This is a genomic window from Niastella koreensis GR20-10, assembly GCF_000246855.1.
GTDB classification, from domain to species: domain Bacteria; phylum Bacteroidota; class Bacteroidia; order Chitinophagales; family Chitinophagaceae; genus Niastella; species Niastella koreensis.
The window spans coordinates 2,644,515-2,664,936 of sequence record NC_016609.1 but is presented as its reverse complement, the minus strand read 5'-3'; the positions used below and the strand labels follow the sequence as shown (position 1 = coordinate 2,664,936).

At 46.7% G+C, this 20,422-nt stretch carries 13 protein-coding genes; 7 read left to right on the top strand and 6 right to left on the bottom strand.

The window, feature by feature from the left end; translation table 11 throughout:
• Positions 1-103 precede the first annotated feature (103 nt).
• The 4 genes from NIAKO_RS10830 to NIAKO_RS10815 all read left to right on the top strand — a co-directional run bounded on the left by NIAKO_RS10830 (position 104) and on the right by NIAKO_RS10815 (position 7,011).
• Positions 104-2,365 carry a bifunctional alpha,alpha-trehalose-phosphate synthase (UDP-forming)/trehalose-phosphatase gene (locus NIAKO_RS10830; protein WP_014218466.1) on the top strand — a complete coding sequence of 754 codons (2,262 nt, stop codon included), beginning with the start codon at positions 104-106 and terminating at the stop codon, positions 2,363-2,365.
• A gap of 101 nt (positions 2,366-2,466) precedes the next feature.
• Positions 2,467-3,705, top strand: a complete 1,239-nt coding sequence (gene hutI, locus NIAKO_RS10825; RefSeq protein WP_014218465.1) for an imidazolonepropionase — start codon at positions 2,467-2,469, stop codon at positions 3,703-3,705.
• A gap of 111 nt (positions 3,706-3,816) precedes the next feature.
• Complete coding sequence (locus NIAKO_RS10820; RefSeq protein ID WP_014218464.1) at positions 3,817-5,841, top strand: site-specific recombinase; 2,025 nt, start codon at positions 3,817-3,819, stop codon at positions 5,839-5,841.
• A gap of 75 nt (positions 5,842-5,916) precedes the next feature.
• Positions 5,917-7,011, top strand: coding sequence for a formimidoylglutamase (locus tag NIAKO_RS10815; RefSeq protein ID WP_014218463.1), 1,095 nt, complete (start codon positions 5,917-5,919; stop codon positions 7,009-7,011).
• On the opposite strand, the gene NIAKO_RS10810 is transcribed toward NIAKO_RS10815, so the two are convergent.
• The 3 genes from NIAKO_RS10810 to NIAKO_RS10800 all read right to left on the bottom strand — a co-directional run bounded on the left by NIAKO_RS10810 (position 6,989) and on the right by NIAKO_RS10800 (position 11,787).
• The gene (locus NIAKO_RS10810) at positions 6,989-9,241 is read right to left on the bottom strand and encodes a patatin-like phospholipase family protein (protein WP_014218462.1); all 2,253 of its coding nucleotides are present in this window, start codon (positions 9,239-9,241) and stop codon (positions 6,989-6,991) included. The genes NIAKO_RS10815 and NIAKO_RS10810 overlap by 23 nt on opposite strands.
• 79 nt (positions 9,242-9,320) lie before the next feature.
• Complete coding sequence (locus NIAKO_RS10805; RefSeq protein ID WP_014218461.1) at positions 9,321-9,767, bottom strand: GNAT family N-acetyltransferase; 447 nt, start codon at positions 9,765-9,767, stop codon at positions 9,321-9,323.
• Between the two features lie 7 nt (positions 9,768-9,774).
• The gene (locus tag NIAKO_RS10800) at positions 9,775-11,787 is read right to left on the bottom strand and encodes an ABC-F family ATP-binding cassette domain-containing protein (protein WP_014218460.1); all 2,013 of its coding nucleotides are present in this window, start codon (positions 11,785-11,787) and stop codon (positions 9,775-9,777) included.
• 172 nt (positions 11,788-11,959) lie between these two features.
• On the opposite strand from NIAKO_RS10800, the gene NIAKO_RS10795 reads away from it, so the two are divergent.
• Positions 11,960-12,571, top strand: coding sequence for a DUF3347 domain-containing protein (locus tag NIAKO_RS10795; RefSeq protein ID WP_014218458.1), 612 nt, complete (start codon positions 11,960-11,962; stop codon positions 12,569-12,571).
• A gap of 50 nt (positions 12,572-12,621) precedes the next feature.
• The gene (locus tag NIAKO_RS10790; protein ID WP_014218457.1) at positions 12,622-14,973 is read left to right on the top strand and encodes a TonB-dependent receptor; all 2,352 of its coding nucleotides are present in this window, start codon (positions 12,622-12,624) and stop codon (positions 14,971-14,973) included.
• Here the strand turns inward: NIAKO_RS10790 and NIAKO_RS10785 are convergent, their stop codons facing one another.
• From NIAKO_RS10785 to NIAKO_RS10775, 3 genes are all read right to left on the bottom strand, one after another.
• Positions 14,974-15,903 carry a phytanoyl-CoA dioxygenase family protein gene (locus tag NIAKO_RS10785; protein WP_014218456.1) on the bottom strand — a complete coding sequence of 310 codons (930 nt, stop codon included), beginning with the start codon at positions 15,901-15,903 and terminating at the stop codon, positions 14,974-14,976.
• Between the two features lie 126 nt (positions 15,904-16,029).
• Positions 16,030-16,884, bottom strand: coding sequence for a hypothetical protein (locus NIAKO_RS10780; RefSeq protein WP_014218455.1), 855 nt, complete (start codon positions 16,882-16,884; stop codon positions 16,030-16,032).
• A gap of 91 nt (positions 16,885-16,975) precedes the next feature.
• Positions 16,976-18,115, bottom strand: coding sequence for a hypothetical protein (locus tag NIAKO_RS10775; protein WP_014218454.1), 1,140 nt, complete (start codon positions 18,113-18,115; stop codon positions 16,976-16,978).
• A 354-nt stretch (positions 18,116-18,469) separates the two neighbouring features.
• Between NIAKO_RS10775 and thrS the strand changes: the two genes are divergently transcribed.
• Positions 18,470-20,410, top strand: a complete 1,941-nt coding sequence (gene thrS / locus NIAKO_RS10770; protein ID WP_014218453.1) for a threonine--tRNA ligase — start codon at positions 18,470-18,472, stop codon at positions 20,408-20,410.
• Positions 20,411-20,422 lie beyond the last annotated feature (12 nt).

The window sequence follows — 20,422 nt, the reverse complement described above, 5'->3', positions numbered from 1 at the left end:
CTATTGGCACCATAATTTCATTGATAATAAACCATGTAACGAGGCCTGACACATTTGTACGTGGCAGAAGCCTTTATTATTAATTGGTTTACTGTTTTTTTTTATGGGACGATTGATTATAATATCTAACAGGCTACCTTTCTCTATTGATCATGAGGGAGATCAGCTTAACCTGCGGCAAAGCTCGGGAGGACTGGTATCGGCTATTAAAAGTTATTTTGAAAGTGATAGTTCTAAAAACAGAGGATTTACAGAGAAGCTGTGGTTAGGTGTGGCAGATTTTCCCCAAAATGAATGGAGCGTAGTCGAGGAAAAACTTTCAGGGCGTGATTTTCAAATTGTTCCGCTCTTTTTAAATAAGCTCCTGTACAAGGACTACTATAACGGATTTTCCAATTCGGTATTATGGCCCCTGTTCCATTATTTTCCAAACCTGGTAGAATCGAACGTGCATTATTTTGATGCCTATGTAAAAGTGAACCGGGCGTTTGCCGATAAGCTGATTCCGCTTTTACAACCCGATGACACCATTTGGATCCACGATTATCAGCTGCTTATGCTGCCCGAATTGATCCGGGCGGAGAAAGCGGATGCCACCATTGGTTTCTTTTTGCATATTCCTTTTCCCTCATACGAATTGTTCAGGACCTTACCGGCCGAATGGAAAACATCCCTGGTGAAGGGCGTACTGGGCAGTGACCTCATTGGTTTTCACACCCACGATTACGCGCAACACTTTTTGCAATCGGCTAAAATGATCCTGGGTGTGGATAGTTCATTTCACAGCATGCAATACCAGGACCGGTTAATAAAAGCCGATCTGTTCCCGATCAGTATCGACTATAAAAAATTCAACAAGGCCTGTAACGATCCGGAAACAAAACAATACTACAACGAGATAAAGAAGAATTTTGAAGGTAAGAAGATCATTTTCTCGGTAGACAGATTGGATTATACCAAAGGATTGATGGACCGCCTGAACGCGTTCGAGCATTTCCTGGACAATTATCCCGAGTGGCGGGAGAAAGTAGTGTTCATCCTGAACATTGTTCCTTCACGGGATGATATTCAGGCATACACCGAACGTAAACAACAAATAGAACAAAAGATAGGCACCATTAATGGTAAAGTATCCACCATTACCTGGCAACCCATCATATACCGATACACCCATCTTCCGTTCAACGAACTGGCTGCTTTGTACAAAGCAGCCGATGTAGCTTTGATAACACCTTTGCGCGATGGCATGAACCTCGTTGCCAAAGAATACGTAGCCAGCTGTTCGGGCCGGAAAGGCGTTTTGATCCTGAGTGAACTGGCCGGGGCTGCCAACGAACTGAATGAGGCCCTGTTGGTAAATCCCACAGACACTATTGAGGTGTCGAAAGCAATTAACCGGGCATTGACCATGCCCGAAGAAGAACAGGAGCACCGCATGTTCCTGATGCAACAGCGCTTATCGGACTACGATGTTATAAAATGGGTAAGCGATTTTCTCGACCAACTGGCGAATGTAAAACAGGAGCAGTTGAAACAACAGGTAAAAGTGCTCGATGAACGGGTGATTGCCCAGATTCATTTGCACTACCAGATGGCAAATAGCCGTTGCCTGTTACTGGATTATGACGGTACCCTGGTTCCGTATGCCCGCATACCTTCAGAAGCAAAACCCAATGAAGAACTGCGAAGCATCTTAGGCGGGTTATCATCAGACCCTAAAAACAATGCAGTTATCATCAGCGGCCGCGAAGCCTATACCCTGGAAAAATGGCTGGGCGATCTGCCGATGATGCTGGTTGCAGAACATGGAGCCAGCTATAAACCCAAAGGCGATCAGTGGCAGCAGGCAGTATCTATTCCCGATCAATGGAAGAACGAGATCAGGCCTATTATGCAGCTCTTCGTTACTCACTGCGTGGGTTCTTTTATTGAAGAAAAAACCAATACGCTGGCCTGGCACTATCGTAATACGCATCCCGAACTGGGTTTTACCCGGTCGAGGGAATTGATCAATAATCTTTCGCAGCTGTTACAAAACACCATGCTGCAGGTAGTGGATGGCAACAAAGTAGTGGAAGTACGCATGTCGGGCTTTGATAAAGGCATTATGGCGTTGAAAATAGTGAACGATATGCAACCCGATTTTGTGTTGTGCATTGGCGATGATACCACCGATGAAGACATGTTTAAAGCGCTGGGCGAACGGGCTTATAGTATAAAAGTAAGCAATGGATCCACTGCGGCGCAATACACTGTTTTCTCACAAATAAAAGTGTTGCAGTTGTTGAAAAAGCTCATGCAACCGGTCATAAAAAATCAATATGCATCCTTCGACTCCGCTCAGGACACCAGGCTAAGGATGTAAATTGAATTGTCCAACGGAAAGCCCGTGAGCAGTTACCGCAAAGCAGGACTGCTTCCGGGCTTTTTCATTTGCAGATTTTCAAATTAGCCTATCTTCACTAAATGGCCGCAACACTTATTACCAATATCAAGCAACTCGTAAACGTACGGGAAAAATGGCCCGTATTGCGGGGAAAAGAACTGGCAGATCTTCCATGTATACACAACGCATATTTATTGATAGAAGATGATACCATAGTTGCTTATGGCGCTATGGACGAACTGGCAACAATCAATCGCGCCCTGCCGGCAGATAAGATTGACGCCACCGGAAAAATGGTATTACCTGCCTGGTGCGACAGTCATACCCACCTGGTGTTTGCCGCAAGCCGGGAAAATGAATTCATTGATAAATTAAAAGGGCTCAGCTACGCGGAAATTGCAGCAAAGGGTGGGGGCATCCTGAATTCGGCCCGTAAATTAAATGAAGCTTCAGAAGACGAGTTGTTCAACCTGGCGTGGGCGCGATTAGAAGAGCTGAAAAAACTGGGCACCGGCGCTATTGAAATAAAAAGCGGGTACGGTCTTACCGTTGACGGAGAATTGAAAATGCTGCGCGTGATAAAGCGATTACGCGAACGGAGCACCGTTACCATCAAAGCTACTTTCCTGGGCGCACATACGTACCCGATGGCGTATAAAGAAAATCACCAGGGATACATCGACCTCATTATACAGGAGATGCTGCCTGTTATTGGGCGGGAACAATTGGCCGATTATATTGATGTGTTTTGCGAAACAGGTTTCTTCTCCCCGGAAGAAACAGCATTGATCTGTAAAGCCGGTATGCAGTATGGATTAAAACCAAAGATCCATGCCAACCAGTTGAATTTATCGGGCGGCGTGCAAACCGGGGTAGCCCTGGGCGCTGTAAGCGTAGATCACCTGGAAACCATGGATGAAGCGGCGATACAAGCGCTGGCCGGCGCTGATACCATCGGAACTTTGCTGCCAACCGCCGCGTTCTTTTTAAGAATGCCGTTTCAACCGGCCCGCGCCCTTATAGATGCCGGGTGCGCCATTGCGCTGGCTACCGATTTCAATCCAGGTTCTTCCCCAAGCGGCAATATGAATGTAGTGGTGAATATGAGTTGTATTCAAATGAAAATGCTGCCTGAAGAAGCGATCAATGCCGCCACGCTAAACGGCGCCTGGGCCATGGAATGCGCCAATGAACTGGGTAGTATTTCTATAGGAAAAAAAGCAAACATCATACTTACCAAACAGGTACCGTCACTGGCATATCTCCCTTATTCGTTTGGCTCAAATTTAATTGAGCGCGTAATGATCAAAGGCCAGTAGGAAATTAAAAATGAGAAATGAAGAATTAGAAATGAAAAAGTGAAAGGCAGCATACAAAATATTGAATATCCAATGTTGAATGTTAAAGCAGAAGACCATTGACGATTAAAGATGTTTAAAAGAAAGAAAAAAGAAAATCTGGTAAAGGAATTCCTGGCGCAGGGCCATTCCGTTTCCATCAAGGACCGGGAAGAGGCCCTCGATTACCTGGTGGCTTTTGTGGCCATGATCCGCCCGCGTATTTCTGAGTTTGAGAACGTACACAGGAAGTTTGCAGAAACGATAGCCTTTGTGCACCTGCACCCTGAAGTGCTGAACAACCTGCGCACCGCTATTATGGCGCAGCTGATCAACAGCAACCTGGTACCCATGCTTACTGAAAGCGGGATCACCATTTCGCGGGGGGCAGGCCGTGAATTGTATGCGCGCTTAAAACATAAATTATTACCAGCCGCACAGGACCCCAACGATTTCCTGTACCTGTTGAACCGCATCTTTTTTAAACATACCGATTATGAATGGGTGGAGCAATTAGGGCGCGATAAATGGATGCGTTTCTTTGAACTGATCGGCATTTCATTTTCAGGCAGCAACCCCATCATTATCAGGCAGGCGGTTGTTTCCTTACAGATCCTGAGCGCCCGGGTAGCCCAGCTGGGTTGGGAAAATGAAATAATTCAGCATATACCGGCGCAATGGCAACCGCCTAACAATCCGTTTTCGGTTCAACAATACCTGGTGTACCAGATAAAAGAACGCATCCTGCGCGAAAACCTGGGCCCTGAGTCTATACAGGACCTGGCCACGCAGTTGAGCGGGGTATTAGTTACATGCGGGGAACTGGTGCAGTTGCTCCGCGACGAAACGGCCGATAAAGGCACCAGCCTATCGCAAACTTTTATCCTGTACCAGCTGGAGCAGAAGCTGAACCGCATGACCCTGCTGCTTGACATTGCCGAAGCCGAAGAAAAGCTGAATATGGCCCGCTTTGCCAATATGTTCATTACAGTGATCCGCAATGAGAACAGGAAAAACAGTATCAGGGAATTTCTATCCCAAACAACCGGCTATCTGGCTTACCAGATTGCCGAGCACAAGGGCAGGAAGGGAAGTAAATATATTACGGCCTCGCCACTGGAGTATTTTCAAATGATCGGCAGCGCCATGTGGGGCGGCCTTATCATTTGTTTTGTAGCCATTTTTAAAAACCTGTTGGGACTGCTGCAGATAGCTCCCTTCTGGCATGGCTTTGTTTACAGCGTTAATTACAGCGTGGGGTTTGTAGCCATTGAAGAAACCGGGTCAACCCTGGCCACCAAACAACCGGCCTTTACCGCCAGCGCAGTGGCCAGTTCGTTAGATACGCGCAAGCAGGACGACCCGCCTAATTTATACAACCTGGCAGTTACGGTATCAAAAGTAAGCCGCAGCCAGATCGCCTCTTTTATCGGTAACCTCATTATTGTATTTCCCGTAACTTATTTACTGGCCTGGCTGTACGATTGGGCAATGGGGCATCCGCTGGTAGGCCGCGAAAAGGCGGCACAGTTATTACAGGACCAGCATCCCTGGCAAAGCCTTTCTTTGTTATACGCCTGCAATACGGGGTTCTTTCTTTTTCTGAGTGGAATTATAGCGGGCTACGTGCAAAACAAAATAAATTACGGCCGTATTGATAAACGGCTTACCGAACACCCCGTTTTGCGCATCTCCATACCGCCCCGCCGGCTACAGAAAATAGCAGATTATGTGACTTCGCACGGGGGCAGTTTAGCCGGTAACATTTCATTAGGTTTTTTTCTTGGTATGGCCGGCATCATGGGAAAGATATTTGGTATACCTTTCGATATCAGACATATTACCATTTCGGCCGCCAACACTTCCCTGGGCGCTTATGGAATTGGCTGGCAGCATATGAATTACCGGTACCTGGCCAATGTGGTGGCCGGGGTACTAGGCATCGGGTTCCTGAATTTTTTGGTTAGCTTTTCACTGGCATTTTTTGTAGCGGTACGGTCGAGAGGTATTCATTTAAAGGATTATCCCGGCTTTTTAAAGATACTCTGGAAGTATTTCCGCAGTCATCCGCTTGATTTTATCAGGCCACGCAAGCGCAGATCGGCCCTCCTACGCTAAAGCTTTGGCGGGCAAGACAGAAAAAACAGCAACAGCATAATAGCATTAATTAACCATATTTCAAACTTCAGCTATATGATCAAACATTTCAAATTCTACAGCAAGCACGATGTGTTGAATCTTACCCGGATCCGGCGGTTTGAAACCAAACTGGGTGAAAGTGTGCACGTTGTGCCCGATAAAAATACCCTGGAAACAGCCCTGCAGCAATCGACGGCAAAGTACGTAGTGTTTGGAATTCCGGAAGATATTGGCATTCGCGCCAATCATGGTACCGGCGGCGCCGATTCTGTATGGACGCCATTCCTGTCTGCTTTTCTGAACCTGCAGAGCAATGACTTTTTGAACGGGGAAGAGATCATCCTGCTGGGTCAGTTTAATTTCAGCGATCTCAGTGAAGTGATAGAACAAAATGCCTATGGGTATGAAGAAAAGATAGATGCGTACCGCCATGCGGTGATCACCATCGATGATGAAGTGGAGGAGTTGACCAAGATCATTACTTCGAATGGTAAAATACCCGTTGCCATTGGCGGTGGCCATAATAACGCCTATCCATTGATAAAAGGGGCAGCCAAGGGGCTGCACAAAGCGGGCGTTTTACCCCTGGCGCAAATAAACTGCATTAACCTCGATGCGCATTCCGATTTCCGCCCATCCGAAGGGCGGCACAGCGGCAATGGGTTCCGTTATGCCGAAGAAGATGGTTATTTACAGAAGTATTGCGTGGTTGGTTTACACGAAAACTATCTGCCGCAAAACGTATGGCTCGATATTGTAAACAATCCCTTTTTGGACTTCATTACATACGAAGATATCTTCATCCTGGAGAAAAGGAATTTCATTCAGGCCATAGCCCACGCCACCAATTTTACCGAAGATAATTATACCGGTATTGAGCTGGACATGGATTGCATTGAAAATACGCTGTCAAGCGCCATGACGCCTTCGGGTATTTCAGCCCTGCACGCCCGCCAGTACATAACACTGGCTGCAAGAGAAAGCCAGGTAGCTTATTTACATATTTGTGAAGGCGCTACCCGCCTGGCTGATGGCCGCAGCGATGAGACTACCGGTAAATTAATCAGCTACCTCGTGAGTGATTTTATAAAAGCACACGAAGAAATGGAGGAGGAACAACCCTTACTTAGAAGGGAATACCAAGGTTGATATACCATTGCAGCTTGCCGGTTTGATCGCAGTACATGGTACTGATATCAAGCGGGCCCAATGCAAAATTGTAGGAATAGGTCAATGAATAACCCGACATAAAACTGGGATTGTTCTTGAAGAAATCACTTTTGCTGATAAAATTGGTGAACAATACATTGGCCTTGCCAATGACGTAGTTATTGGTAAATAAGTTTACCCGCACACCGCCCTGTAACATAGCCACGGTAGGCGCATACAGCGTTCCTTCCTGTAACCCGGCAAAGGTGATCTGGTTGCGGAATACTTTTGTTAACCCTCCAATGGCAAATTCATTCAGGGCATTGCGGGTATAGTTGAAGTTGATGCCGCCCTGCCCGTTCAGCAATAAGATAGTGCGTTTGCTGATGGGAATATAACTTTCCACATCCAGCGTAGTGCGCCAGTAGGGATGCGTGCTGATGCTTAGCGAATCGGGCAGGGGTTCGCCATTTACCAAAAATTCAAGGTCGGGGTGCTGCCCCAGTACCCGGCCGGCTTCGCCATACAGCTTTACGCCTTTGCGGGCATAAATGCCGCGGTCGAGCGAATTATATGCCACATACGTATACAACGTATTAAAATTATTACTGCCTTTCAGATCGATGCTCTTGGTTATTTTGGGCGTGTAATGCACCCATTCAAAGCGGTGACCCGCGCCAATTGAAAAGCTGCGGGAAGGGGAGAACTGAAACTTTTCACCAATCTTGGCAATAGTTTGTTTGTATAACCCATCCTGCTTGTATTGATCGTACGAATTCACATCAAACCGGTCGAACTGGGCTTCTCCCACCAGCGCATAGTTTTTAAGGCGGCCAAGGTATTGCAGGTGTTCGCCCCTGATGCGGAAACTTTCGCCGATATTAACCGTGACCAGGCTGCGGGAGTTGGTGATAAAAAAATTCCTGGCCGTTATATTCCCAATGATGCCTATCCCCGTAAACCGGTTGTAATGGATGCCCAGCTTGGCAAACGTAAACGGGTTTTCCGTTACTTCAAAGATGATCTTGTTGGTACCATCGGCCTGTGGTTCCAGTGAATAGATAATGCGGCTGTAGTACCGCGTGCCATATGCCTGGCGCACCATGTTGGAGAGTCTGTGCGCCGTATAGGATTTATTCAACATCAGGTCCATGGTATGCACAAAGAACTCCGAAGAGGTTCTTTCCACCCCATGTACCTCGTAGGAAGAAATAACCGCCGAGCTCTCCTGCGGCAAGCGGCTTTTGGGCACCTCTGCGGGTCCGTAAATAGCATTCAGCGAATCGGCCAGTTGTTTAAACCGGGGATACAGTTTACGTCCTTCCACTATACCGGAATCAAGAATGGCCCCGCCTTCACCAAAACTGCCCATGGTGTATTTCTGCAGCTTGAAGGGAACATAAATATCACATTGCGGCACTTCGGTTTTGGCATCTTCGGCTTCGCGGAAAAAGGCGATCTGTAACAGGATCTGTAAGGCATTGCGCACTTTTTCAGAAGGCAGCAGGCCACTGGCCACGTTACTGCCAATGACAATATTAGCGCCCATATCTTTTACATCGCGAACGGGAAAGTTGCGCACAATACCGCCATCGACCATACGCTTGCCTTTAAAATCAATGGCCGTAAATACCGAGGGAATGGCCATGCTGCTGCGGATGGCCGAAATGATCTCGCCATCTTTCATCACGATGGCTTCGCCGGTACCTACATCGGTACCGATACAACGAAAGGGTATGCTGAATTGGGAAAAATTTTTTTGCCGGTAAACGGGGAAATACAATTCAGAGAATTTCAACCACAATTCCTGCCCCTGTAACAACCCGCTGGGCAAACGGAAATTGTTGTTTTGCCAGGGCAATTCAACTACATATTTTGAGTACTCGTCTTTTTCTTCCATGAAAATGCTGCGGAGCGAAACCGAGTTACTGAGCAGCAGGTCCCAATCGATACTACGGGTAATTTTTTCAATGCTGTCGGCGGAGTAACCAATGGCGTACAAACTGCCAATGATACTGCCCATACTGGTGCCGGTTATATAATCAACTTTCAGTCCGGCACTGTCAATGGCCTTTAAAATACCAATATGCGCCAGTCCTTTGGCGCCGCCGCCACTTAAGGTTACCCCAATTTTGGGACGGGGAGCTGGCAATTGGGCTGAAGCGGATTGAAACCCCAGGAATAAAGATAACCAGGCCAGGCCTGGTTTGTAGCGTTTGAATATAACCATCTGTAATCCCCACAATTGATTTCGGGTATGCGATTTATTGTTTATTAAATCCCCCTCAACTATGGCGGGTCAGGGAAACCTAATGTCTTAATTCAAAGTGGCAATTCATTTCTACATCATCTATCAGGGCGCCCATTTTCCGGTAGAATGCTATAGCGGGTTTGTTCCAGTTGGAAACCTGCCAGCGTACTTTTACACAATTGGTGCCCCTTGCGTGGTCAATCACTGTTTGCAGCAGCCGGGTGCCTATGGACTTTCCCCGGGCTGATTCCACTACATACAGATCATCGAGATAAAGCGCTTTACCCGTCCAGGAGAAATAGGCAAAAAACCAGGCCGCGTAACCAATGATCCTGTTTGAATCATCTACAGCAACAAAACATTGGAACAAATTGTTGTCTGCTTTCATTTGTTCCGCTGAATTTGTTACACTTTGCGGTGTTTTCTGGTACAGTGCAAACTGGTGAATAAGCTCAATAATGGCCGGGTAATCGGCTTCTACGCCTTTACGGATTGTTATATTCATGGGATGGTTATTTCGACTCCAGCTCCATAATCTTCTCAAACACCTCCTCGTACTGTTTATTCATTTGCACCAGTTCGTCGCTCACTTTTTTATAATCTGTCTCTGTTTGCACAAATTTATTCCTGTCGGAATAGGTATCGGGAGCTGTTAACTGCGCTTCCAGCGTTGCTTTTTGCTGGTTCAGCTGCGCTATCTTTTCTTCCAGTTGCTGAAACAGTTTTTGCTGTTTCTGCAATTCTTTTTTCTGTTCTTTATTGATCGGTTCTTTAACGCTGGCGGGCTGTGGTTTGTTATCCACTACCGGCTGGGGTTTGGGAACTGCTACTTCCTGTTTTGGCGCAGCCGGCTCTGCTTTCTGACTACCGGCTTCCAACTTTTTTCCAACAGGTCCTCCATTTGCTTTTTGTCTTTCTTTCCATTCACCCCATTCTTCGTAACCGCCGGGGAATGTCTTAATTTTCTTATTATCGATCTCCCAGATGGTATTGGCCACTTTTGAAACAAAATAACGGTCGTGGCTTACCAATATAAGACTGCCTTCGTATTTTTTCAGGGCCTCTATCAATAATTCTACGGAATGGATGTCAAGGTGGTTGGTAGGCTCATCGAGCATCAGGAAGTTGGCCTTGCTGATGATGGTTTTTGCCAGGGCCACGCGGGCTTTTTCACCTCCACTCAATACTTTGATCTTTTTATCAACGTCGTCGCCGCCAAATAAGAAGCAACCCAGTAAGGTGCGCAGCTCCTGCTCGGTTTTCTGGCTGCCGGCCCCTTTCAATTCATCCAGCAGGGTATTGTTTACGTTCAGGCTCTCCAGCTGGTGCTGGGCGTAAAAGCTTTCTTCTACATTATGCCCCCATTTGCGTTCGCCGGTAAACGACTCTGCGCCGGCTATAATGCGCAACAGGGTTGATTTACCTTTACCGTTGGCCCCAATTAGCGCGATCTTATCGCCGCGGTTTATTTCGGCGCCGGCGTCGTGAACGATTTCGTTATCGCCGAATTTCTTGGTGATATGTTTTAATTCGCACAGCACTTTACCCGGCACTTTATCTACCTGGAAGTTGATCTTGATGTTAGGCCGTTCTATAGCTACATCTTCGATGCGGTCGAGCTTATCGAGGCGTTTCATGGCGCTTTGTGCGGCGGCCGCTTTACTGGCCTTGGCTTTAAACCGCTCAATAAAACGCTCCTGCTGGCGAATATAATCCTGCTGGTTCTCAAAGGCGCGTTGTTGTAATTCTACGCGCTGTACTTTCTCTGTTTCGTAGTACGAATAATTACCATTGTAAACATGTAGTTGCCGTTGGTAAACTTCCACAATTTTGGTTACCATGCGGTCGAGAAAGTACTTATCGTGGCTCACGATCACCACAGAACCCTGATAATGCACCAGGTATTTTTCCAGCCATTCAATGGATGGCAGGTCAAGGTGGTTGGTAGGTTCGTCCATCAGCAACAGATCGGGCTGTTGCAGGATCATTTTCGCCAGCAGCACCCGCATGCGCCAGCCCCCGCTGAATTCCTTGTAGGGCCGTTGCAGATCGGCATTGGAGAACCCAAGCCCCTGCAGCACTTCCTCTGTTTTATGGTGAATGTTGTACCCGTCGAGGGTATCCATTTCATGTAAGCGGTCGGAATATTTGTGCAACAACGCATCTTCCTGCGCCGGTGTTCGGCCACTGTTCGTGTTTTCAAGTTCTTTACCCAGTTCCTCAATTTCCTTTTCCAGCTGCATTACGCGTTCAAAAGCGCCTAAAGCAACCCCCAGGATGCTATCGTTCGTATCAAAACTTAACAGGTCCTGGTGCAAATAGCCGATGGAGGTGCTGCGGCTGCGTTCAACCGTACCTGCCGAGGGCAGGTATTGCCCCACTAACAATTTCAGCAAGGTAGATTTACCAGTACCATTATAACCAATTAATCCAATACGTTCGTTGGGTTGAATATGCCAGGTTGCATCTTCTACAATTGCCCGGGCTCCAAATTCAAAAGTTACGTTCGTTAATCCTGCCAGCATAAATTTTACTTCAAATGAGGTGCAAAAATATAACAATTCGGGCCGATTGGGAAGTGTTCCACAAAAGATGGCAGTTATTCAAAAACAAGGCCGTTTTTAGCACGAAATCACTTGTGTATGAGGCAGTAATGTAAGGTTATTCATTTATCTTTGGTATGTTAAAAAGTCTGAGATGAAAAAAACGTTAATCGTAGTTATTGTGCTTGCCGCTGTTATCTTTATCGCCCGACCCTTTTTTTGTAATAGTAAAAGAGAAGATAAACAGGCAAATGGGGGGGTAGAAGAAAAACAACAACCCTTATCGATGGAGGGTAATTCCGATGCCTTTAACCAGTCGTTCACCGGTTTAATCAATGCATACATCAGTTTAAAAGACGCCCTGGTAGCCAGTGATGCCGCCAAAGCATCGGCCGCCGCGCAAACCCTGCGTACCGCTTCCGACAGCCTGAAATTAAATGAAATAAAAGGCGATAGTACCGGGGTAATAAAAGAAACGGCCCTAACCTACACCAAAACTATTTCAGATTCGGCACAGACTTTGGCCACAGAAAAAGACATTGAAAGAAAGCGTAACATATTTGGAAATATAGCTGAGTCCATGTGGACCCTTACCCGTACAGTAAGGTACGGTGGTAAAAAGTTATTCTGGGAATACTGCCCAATGGCTTTTAACAACCAGGGCGCTTATTGGATCAGTTATGAAAGGGATATAAAAAACCCTTACTTCGGTAGTAAAATGATCAATTGCGGCAGCGTGGAAGATTCCATCGACTACTCGAAGTAATTACGCTATCGGCCGGGTAACCGGTTTTTGATAACGGAAAATTGCAGCAAATGACCAAACTGGTTGCTATAGTATTTGGCTTATGTAGTGTATTATTTGCAACAGCACAGGAAAAATTTACGCTGAGCGGATATGTGCGCGACTCTTTATCGGGCGAAACGCTTATTGGCGCTACGGTATCGGTAAACGGACATGGCAAAAGCATTGTAAGCAACCAGTTTGGGTTCTACTCTATAACATTACCCCGGGGCGCCTACCCGGTATTGGTGACCTTTGCCGGCTATCAGCCGGTAGAGCAGCAGGTTACCCTCGACAAAAACGTTGAACAAAGTTTTTACCTGTCACTAAAACCCGTTTTAGAGGAAGTAATAGTATCGGCCCGCAAGCGCGATGGGAATGTAACGAATGCGCAAATGGGCAAGATAGATCTGTCTATAACCCAGGTAAAATCGGTACCGGTGTTGCTGGGCGAAACCGATCTGCTAAAAACCCTGCAATTGCTGCCGGGGGTACGCAACGCGGGGGAAGGCAATACCGGGTTGTATGTACGGGGCGGGGGGCCCGATCAAAACCTGATCCTGCTCGATGACGCCATTGTTTACAATACAGGTCACCTGTTTGGTTTTTTCTCCATCTTTAACTCAGATGCCATCAAAAATATTTCGCTGATAAAAGGCGGCATGCCGGCGCAATATGGCGGACGGCTTTCTTCGGTACTGGACGTGGCCATGAAAGAAGGCAACCTGAACAAATTTGAAGTGGAGGGTGGAATAGGGGCCATTGCCTCCCGGCTTTCGGTACAGGGCCCCATTAAAAAGAATAAATCTTCCTTTATTATTTCCGGCCGGCGCACCTACATCGATCTGCTGGTAAAACCATTCATTAAATCCAACAGCGATTTTTACGGCTCAGGGTATTATTTCTATGATTTCAATGCCAAGGTAAATTATATCTTTTCCGAAAAAGACCGCCTGTACCTAAGCGGTTATTTTGGCCGGGATGTGTTTACTTACCGCAACTCGCGCCGCGTATTCAAGGCCGATATTCCCTGGGGCAATTCAACGGCCACCTTACGCTGGAACCACGTATTTAACCGTAAGCTGTTTGCCAATACCACGCTGGTGTATAATGATTATGCGTTCTCATTTGGCGCTACCCAGAACGATTTCAGCATAAAACTGTCATCTGGCATTCACGACTGGAACGCTAAAACCGACTTTGATTATTATCCATCCACCCAACATAAGGTCCGCTTTGGCGCCGCATACACCTACCATACCTTTACCCCGAATGTTTTGAGCGGTAACCAGGGCAGTAACCAGTTCACACCTGATAATGCCATGAGAAAATATGCCGGTGAATCTGGTATTTACCTGCAGGACGAATGGGACGTTAGCGACCGCATTAAAATAAACGCCGGGTTGCGGTTCAGCCGCTTTGTACAAATGGGGCCTTACAAAATATTTTCTACCGATATAAATGGCAACAAGTCTGACAGTATAACGTATGGCCGCAATAAACCGGTAAAAGCCTATGGTGGGTTTGAACCGCGGTTCACCCTGCGCTATGCCATCAACGACGAAACTTCTTTAAAAGCAGGGATTACCCGCAACCTGCAATACATTCACCTGGTAAGCAATGCCGGTTCAACCCTGCCAACCGATCTGTGGGTGCCCAGCACTTACCGGGTAAAACCACAGGAAAGCTGGCAATATGCAGCCGGCTATTTCAAAAACTTCAGCCATAATATGTGGGAAACTTCGCTGGAAGTGTATTACAAGCAAATGAACAACCAGATAGAATACCGCGAAGGCTATACCCCCACATTAAAAGACCCGGAGAATGATTTTGTTTTTGGAAAAGGCTGGAGTTATGGTACAGAGTTGTTCCTGAATAAAACAAAGGGCAGGCTTACCGGCTGGATCGGTTACACCCTTTCCTGGACCTGGCGTAAGTTTGATACCCTGAACGAAGGACAAAAGTATCCATCAAAATACGATCGCCGTCACGACCTGTCGGTAGTAGCCACGTACCAGTTAAATAACAAATGGAAACTCTCGGGCGTGTTTGTATACGGCAGCGGCAATGCTACCAGCTTACCGGAGCGTTTTTATGTAGTGGGCGGCATACTTACCCAGGAGTATAGCCGGATCAATCAATACCGGCTGGCGCCTTATCACCGGATGGATCTTTCGGCGGTTTATACACCCCGTACCCGGCCCGATGCTAAATTTCAAACCAACTGGGTGTTCAGCATTTACAATGTATACAGCAGGTTGAACCCGTATTTTATCTATTTCAGCCAGGAGGGTAGTCCATACGACGGTTCCTTAACCATAAAAGCCGAGCAGGTATCGCTGTTTCCGATCATCCCGTCTATAACCTGGAACTTCAAGTTCTGATTACATCAGGGAAGGGCGCTCCGTTATTTCGTGGTATTTGATCACATCACTGGCATAATAATGCACTACCATACTTTTACGGGTAAGCGCGGGGTTGCGGATAGGCGCGCCGCCATGCACCAGGTTGGCATGCCAGATCAGCACGTCGCCTTTTTTGGCAATCAGTTCTTCCCGCGGAAACTTGTGTTTTGCCAGCAGTTCTTCCACCATGTCTTCATAATCGGGGTAATCATGTTTTCCCAGCGATAAAAAGGAGCTGCCGGCGTTCCAGTGGTTATTAAGCAGGTAGGGTAATTTATGGCTGCCGGGGTAATAGAACAGGGGGCCGCTGTCGGGGTGCACATCTTCCAGCGCCACCCAAATGGCGGTTAAATACCCCAGCGGATAGGTGGTCATGTGCACACTGTCTGAGTGCGCCCGTTGCCCGCTGCCATTGATAAAATTGATGGTTTGAAACGGCACCATTTCTTTATCCAGCAAAAAATTAAGCACCCGGCTTATCAGCGGGTCTTTTGTTGCCTGGCGAATGACAGCCGATTTTTTATTGGCGAACATGAGCTTATTGCCCCATTTAAATTGCAGGGCGCCATTTGCCATCAGGGTGTCTATCTCTTTATTAATAGCATCGCAGGCTTCCGGTGAAAAATAATTCTCCAGCACCATATAGCCTTTGGTGCTCCAGTCCCTGATCTTTTGCTGTATTCCGGTTGGGAATTGTTGAAAGCCTTCTTTCTGTGCGGCCAACACCGCAGAATCGCCCGTATCGAGCCAGGCGCGGGATTCCTTATCGGGAAAATCCCTGCTGCTAACGGAGGCAATGAGCGACTTCTTTATATTGTATTTTTTATACGCCTTTTTATTATGGAGCAGTTGTTTATAATGAAGCAGGTTGTATAACCAGTGGGCGGGTTTAAAATGCTTTAAACTCATAGTAAATATTGGCCTTAGGCGTTATTTGCGAATAAAGATAGGTATTTATTGCCCATTGCTTGAGGCCTTCCCCGGCCCTCCCGACCTGTCGGCAGGGAGGTTGGGCCTTTGCCAATTGTCTATTGTCTATTGGCTTTTCGGTTCATACTTAAACCGTACCACGGCGCTTTTCTCCTCGCTCGACGACAGGTGCAGTTGATAGCGTTTCCGGCCGGCTGTTATAACCATCAGCGCAGTATTGGGTGGAATGCGGCCCAGGTTATCGGCATACATCATCAGTTCATATTCGGTATTGGGAAAAGCGGTTACATTCAGTACAAGCGGTTTGCCGGTAAGCCGTTTTTGGTACAACAGCATGGTATTGTTCAGGAACACAGTTACCGTATCGTCATCGATCTCGGCATTGTCGTACAATTCAATTTTTAAAAAAGAAGTATCGATGGTAAGCGTTTGAACCAGGTCTTTATCCCGCTTTTTCAGTTTCAGGTTCTTTTGCAATCTGGCCAGGGTATCGTTCTGGTATACATCAACCGGGAAGATTGATTTGGCCACACGTGCCAGGGAAATTTTACCAGGCTGACAATTGTTGTTATTGCCCATTTCGTGGCCGCGCCATTCGCCCTGCAGCAATTCGTTGCCCTCGCCATTTTTTGAAAAAGTAAGTTCGTAGGTTTTTATGCAGGGAATACAGCTATCGGGTACATTATATTGCAGAACGGAGTTTTCAATAATCACCATGCGTTTGGTAAGCGGGTTGTACCTGCCTGAAAAGTTTATTTTGGTGTACCGGTCGTTATCGTAACTGTATACATTACCAATAAACGCATTGTTCTGCATATAAATAATATGCAGCTCCGTTGAATATTCTGGAAAACACCCACCTACATTCTGTGTTCTTATTCCACCCCATACCCCCGTTAACAGTTGTGCCTCACCAACCCCGGTTAACCCAAGCAACAGGGATAACAGCAAAAAACGCATGCGTTAATTTTAATGGAATATACCACGTACTATGTATATGAATTGAAAAATTTATGCAAACGGTAGATAAATGCCAATGTGATAATTCGATCTACTTCTCGTACTTAAACACCACTACCGCATTCTTCTGTTCAGTAGAAGTAATCCTCACCTCATATTCCTTGCCGCCTGCTTTTACTACCATGAGCGAAGTATTGGGTGGAATTTCGCCGAGGTTTTCGGCCACCATCACCAGTTCGTGAACGGGTAGGTTTTCATCGAGCGTTAAGGTGAGCGGAATGGCTTTTTCGGTAAGCCGTTTCTTTGACAACACCAGTTTTTTATCAACGTATACCGAAATGGTATCGCCATCGACCGTACCGTTGTCGTAGATATTTATCTCCACCGTTTTGGCATTGGTGGTAATGGTCTTTACCAGTTCATTTTCCCGGCTGGCCAATACCTTCGGCACCGGAATGGTAGCCGGCGGCACTTTTACCGTTACCTTCTTCAGCGTATCCATATCCACAATTTTTACATTGGGTTTTGTTTCGGCAGGTGTTTTTACAATGGCTTTATTATCGGGTTTGGTAGTAGCCGGCTTAGTAGTAACTACCTTGTTGTTAACAGGCTTTTTAACAGTGGTTGTCGTTTGCGGTTTGGTTTTAGGCGTTGTTTTTACGATCGCCTTGTTGGTAGTGGTGTCAACCTTTACAACCTCCGGTTTTTTCTCTTCCGGCTTTTGCTTTTCTTTATTCGTGAGGAAAGGTTCCTCGTAAAAATCGGAGGTGGTAACCTTACGCAGAAAAACGGTGCCACGGCCACAGTTGGTTGAATCCTTGGTATTGTAACTGATGTAGGTCCCTTCCAGGAACTCTTCACCATTTTCTTTGGAATATTTCATGAACAGGGTCATCACACAGGCATCGCTGCTGCCCGACATGCGCACTTCCACAATTTTCAGTTCTTCCAGCATTACCTGGTGAGTGGCGGGGTTCACGGTTCCCTGGCAGGTGGCCTTCCCGTAAAATATGGTGGTAAGGTAGGAATAGGTAACACCTTTGAATGATTTACTTTTCTGATCTAGCTGTACTTCAAACTTATAACGCTCATCATTACCCAATAAATCCATCATGCGGCCTTGCTGGCCCACCGGGGTTCTTTTAAAATTTCCCCGCCAAATGCCGGTCAGGTCCTGCGTATGACCGCAAAAGCTGATCCCCAAAAACAAAAAAAGTAAAACTGATTTCATCTGAAAAATAACTGTTGTTTTATGGCCAGATGGAACTTACCATGTCAAAATTTTCATTACCCTATGTGTTTTAATGAAAATTTTGCCCTGGACGTTTCATCTGAAATTGTTATTTTCTTGTGCCGGTTATAACTACGTTTTAATGTGTAATTGCCGGTATTTTCCCGGTTTTACCGCAGTTTACCACCGGCCGCCTTTTCTGTCACCCGGCAAATTACTTAATAATTAGTTTCTTACGACACACATCGTAAATGGTGGTCTGCAAATTGTTCGTTAAATTTGCCGTTCTTCCGGAAATACGAGACCAACGGAAAAGGAATTGTATAACCGGTCACATAAAAAGGAAGTGATAAAATGATTAAAATTACTTTCCCGGATGGAAATGTACGGGAGTACAAAGAAGGAACCACAGGGTTGGAAATAGCGAAGTCAATCAGTGAAGGATTGGCTCGAAAAGTATTGGCCGCAAAAGTAAACGGTGAGGTATGGGACCTGACGCGCCCCATTTACACCGATGCGACCCTCAATTTATTGACCTGGGACGACAAAGATGGTAAAAAAACCTTCTGGCACTCTTCTGCCCACCTGTTGGCGGAGGCAGTGGAAAGCCTGTACCCCGGCGTAAAATTCTGGGTGGGACCCGCCCTCGACAGCCAGGCAGGGTTCTATTATGATATAGACATGGGCGATAACAAGCTTACCGAAGAAGACCTGGCCAGGCTGGAAAAGAAAATGAACGAACTGGCCAAACAGAACAACAGCTACGTTCGTAAAGAAATGCCCAAGGCCGAAGCCGTTCAGTATTTCACCGAAAAAGGCGACGAATATAAACTGGACCTGCTCAGTAATCTTGCAGACGGATCGATAACGTTCTACACCCAGGGCGGTTTTACCGATCTGTGCCGTGGACCACATATCCCCTCAACCGGACCAATAAAGGCGATCAAACTCACCAATATTGCCGGTGCTTACTGGAAAAACGACGCCAACAACCGGCAGCTTACCCGCGTATACGGAGTTACCTTCCCTTCCCAAAAGGAGCTGGATGAGTATAATACCCTCCTGGAGGAAGCGAAGAAACGCGACCACCGTAAATTGGGTAAGGAACTGGGAATTTTCACCATGGACGATGATGTAGGCCCTGGTTTGCCTTTATGGATGCCCAATGGCACCATCATTATTGAGGAACTGGAAAAACTGGCTAAGGAAACCGAGCAGCGTGCCGGCTATAAAAGGGTAGTAACCCCGCATATTGCCAAAGAAAGCATGTACATCACCAGCGGTCACCTGCCGTATTACCAGGATAGTATGTTCCCGCCCATGGAAATGGATGGACAGAAATACTTCCTGAAGTCTATGAACTGCCCGCACCACCATAAAATATTCGGGGCAGAACCCAGAAGCTATAAGGACCTGCCATTACGTTTGGCCGAGTATGGTACCTGTTACCGGTATGAGCAAAGTGGTGAGCTGTTCGGACTGATGCGTGTACGTTGTTTGCATATGAACGACGCCCACATCTATTGCACCAAGGAACAATTTGCCCAGGAGTTTCGTGCGGTGAACGACATGTACCAGAAATATTTCAAAATATTCGGTATCGACAGATTCGTTATGCGTTTGTCATTACACGATCCCGCAAAGTTGGGTCAGAAATACATTAACGAACCCGAACTATGGAAGGAAACCGAGGACATGGTTCGCCAGGTATTGATCGAATCGAACATTCCATACGTAGAGGTACCTGATGAGGCTGCGTTCTATGGTCCTAAAATTGATGTGCAGATCTGGAGCGTAATTGGCCGTGAATTTACCCTGGCTACCAACCAGGTTGATTTTGCCCAGGGCCGCCGCTTTAAGCTGGAATATACCAATAAGGACAACTCCTCAGACACCCCATTGATCATTCACCGGGCACCATTAGGCACCCATGAGCGGTTCATTGGCTTTTTGCTGGAACACTATGCCGGTAAATTCCCGCTGTGGCTGGCACCGGTTCAGGTAAAGATTTTGCCCATCAGCGATAAATTTTTACCGTATGCGAATAGTGTTCTGGAATCCCTGAAAAATGCAGATATTCGTGCCGAAGTGGACGACCGGAACGAGAAAATAGGCAAAAAGATCCGCGATACCGAACTCATGAAAGTGCCGTACATGCTGGTTGTGGGCGAAAAAGAGATGAATGAGAACCAGGTGGCTATACGCAGGCAGGGTAAGGGCGATCTGGGGTCAAAAGGTGTTGAGGAATTCATCAACGAGGCCAAAGCCGAGATCAGGGAACGCCGGGGTGAATAATATTGTGTTGTG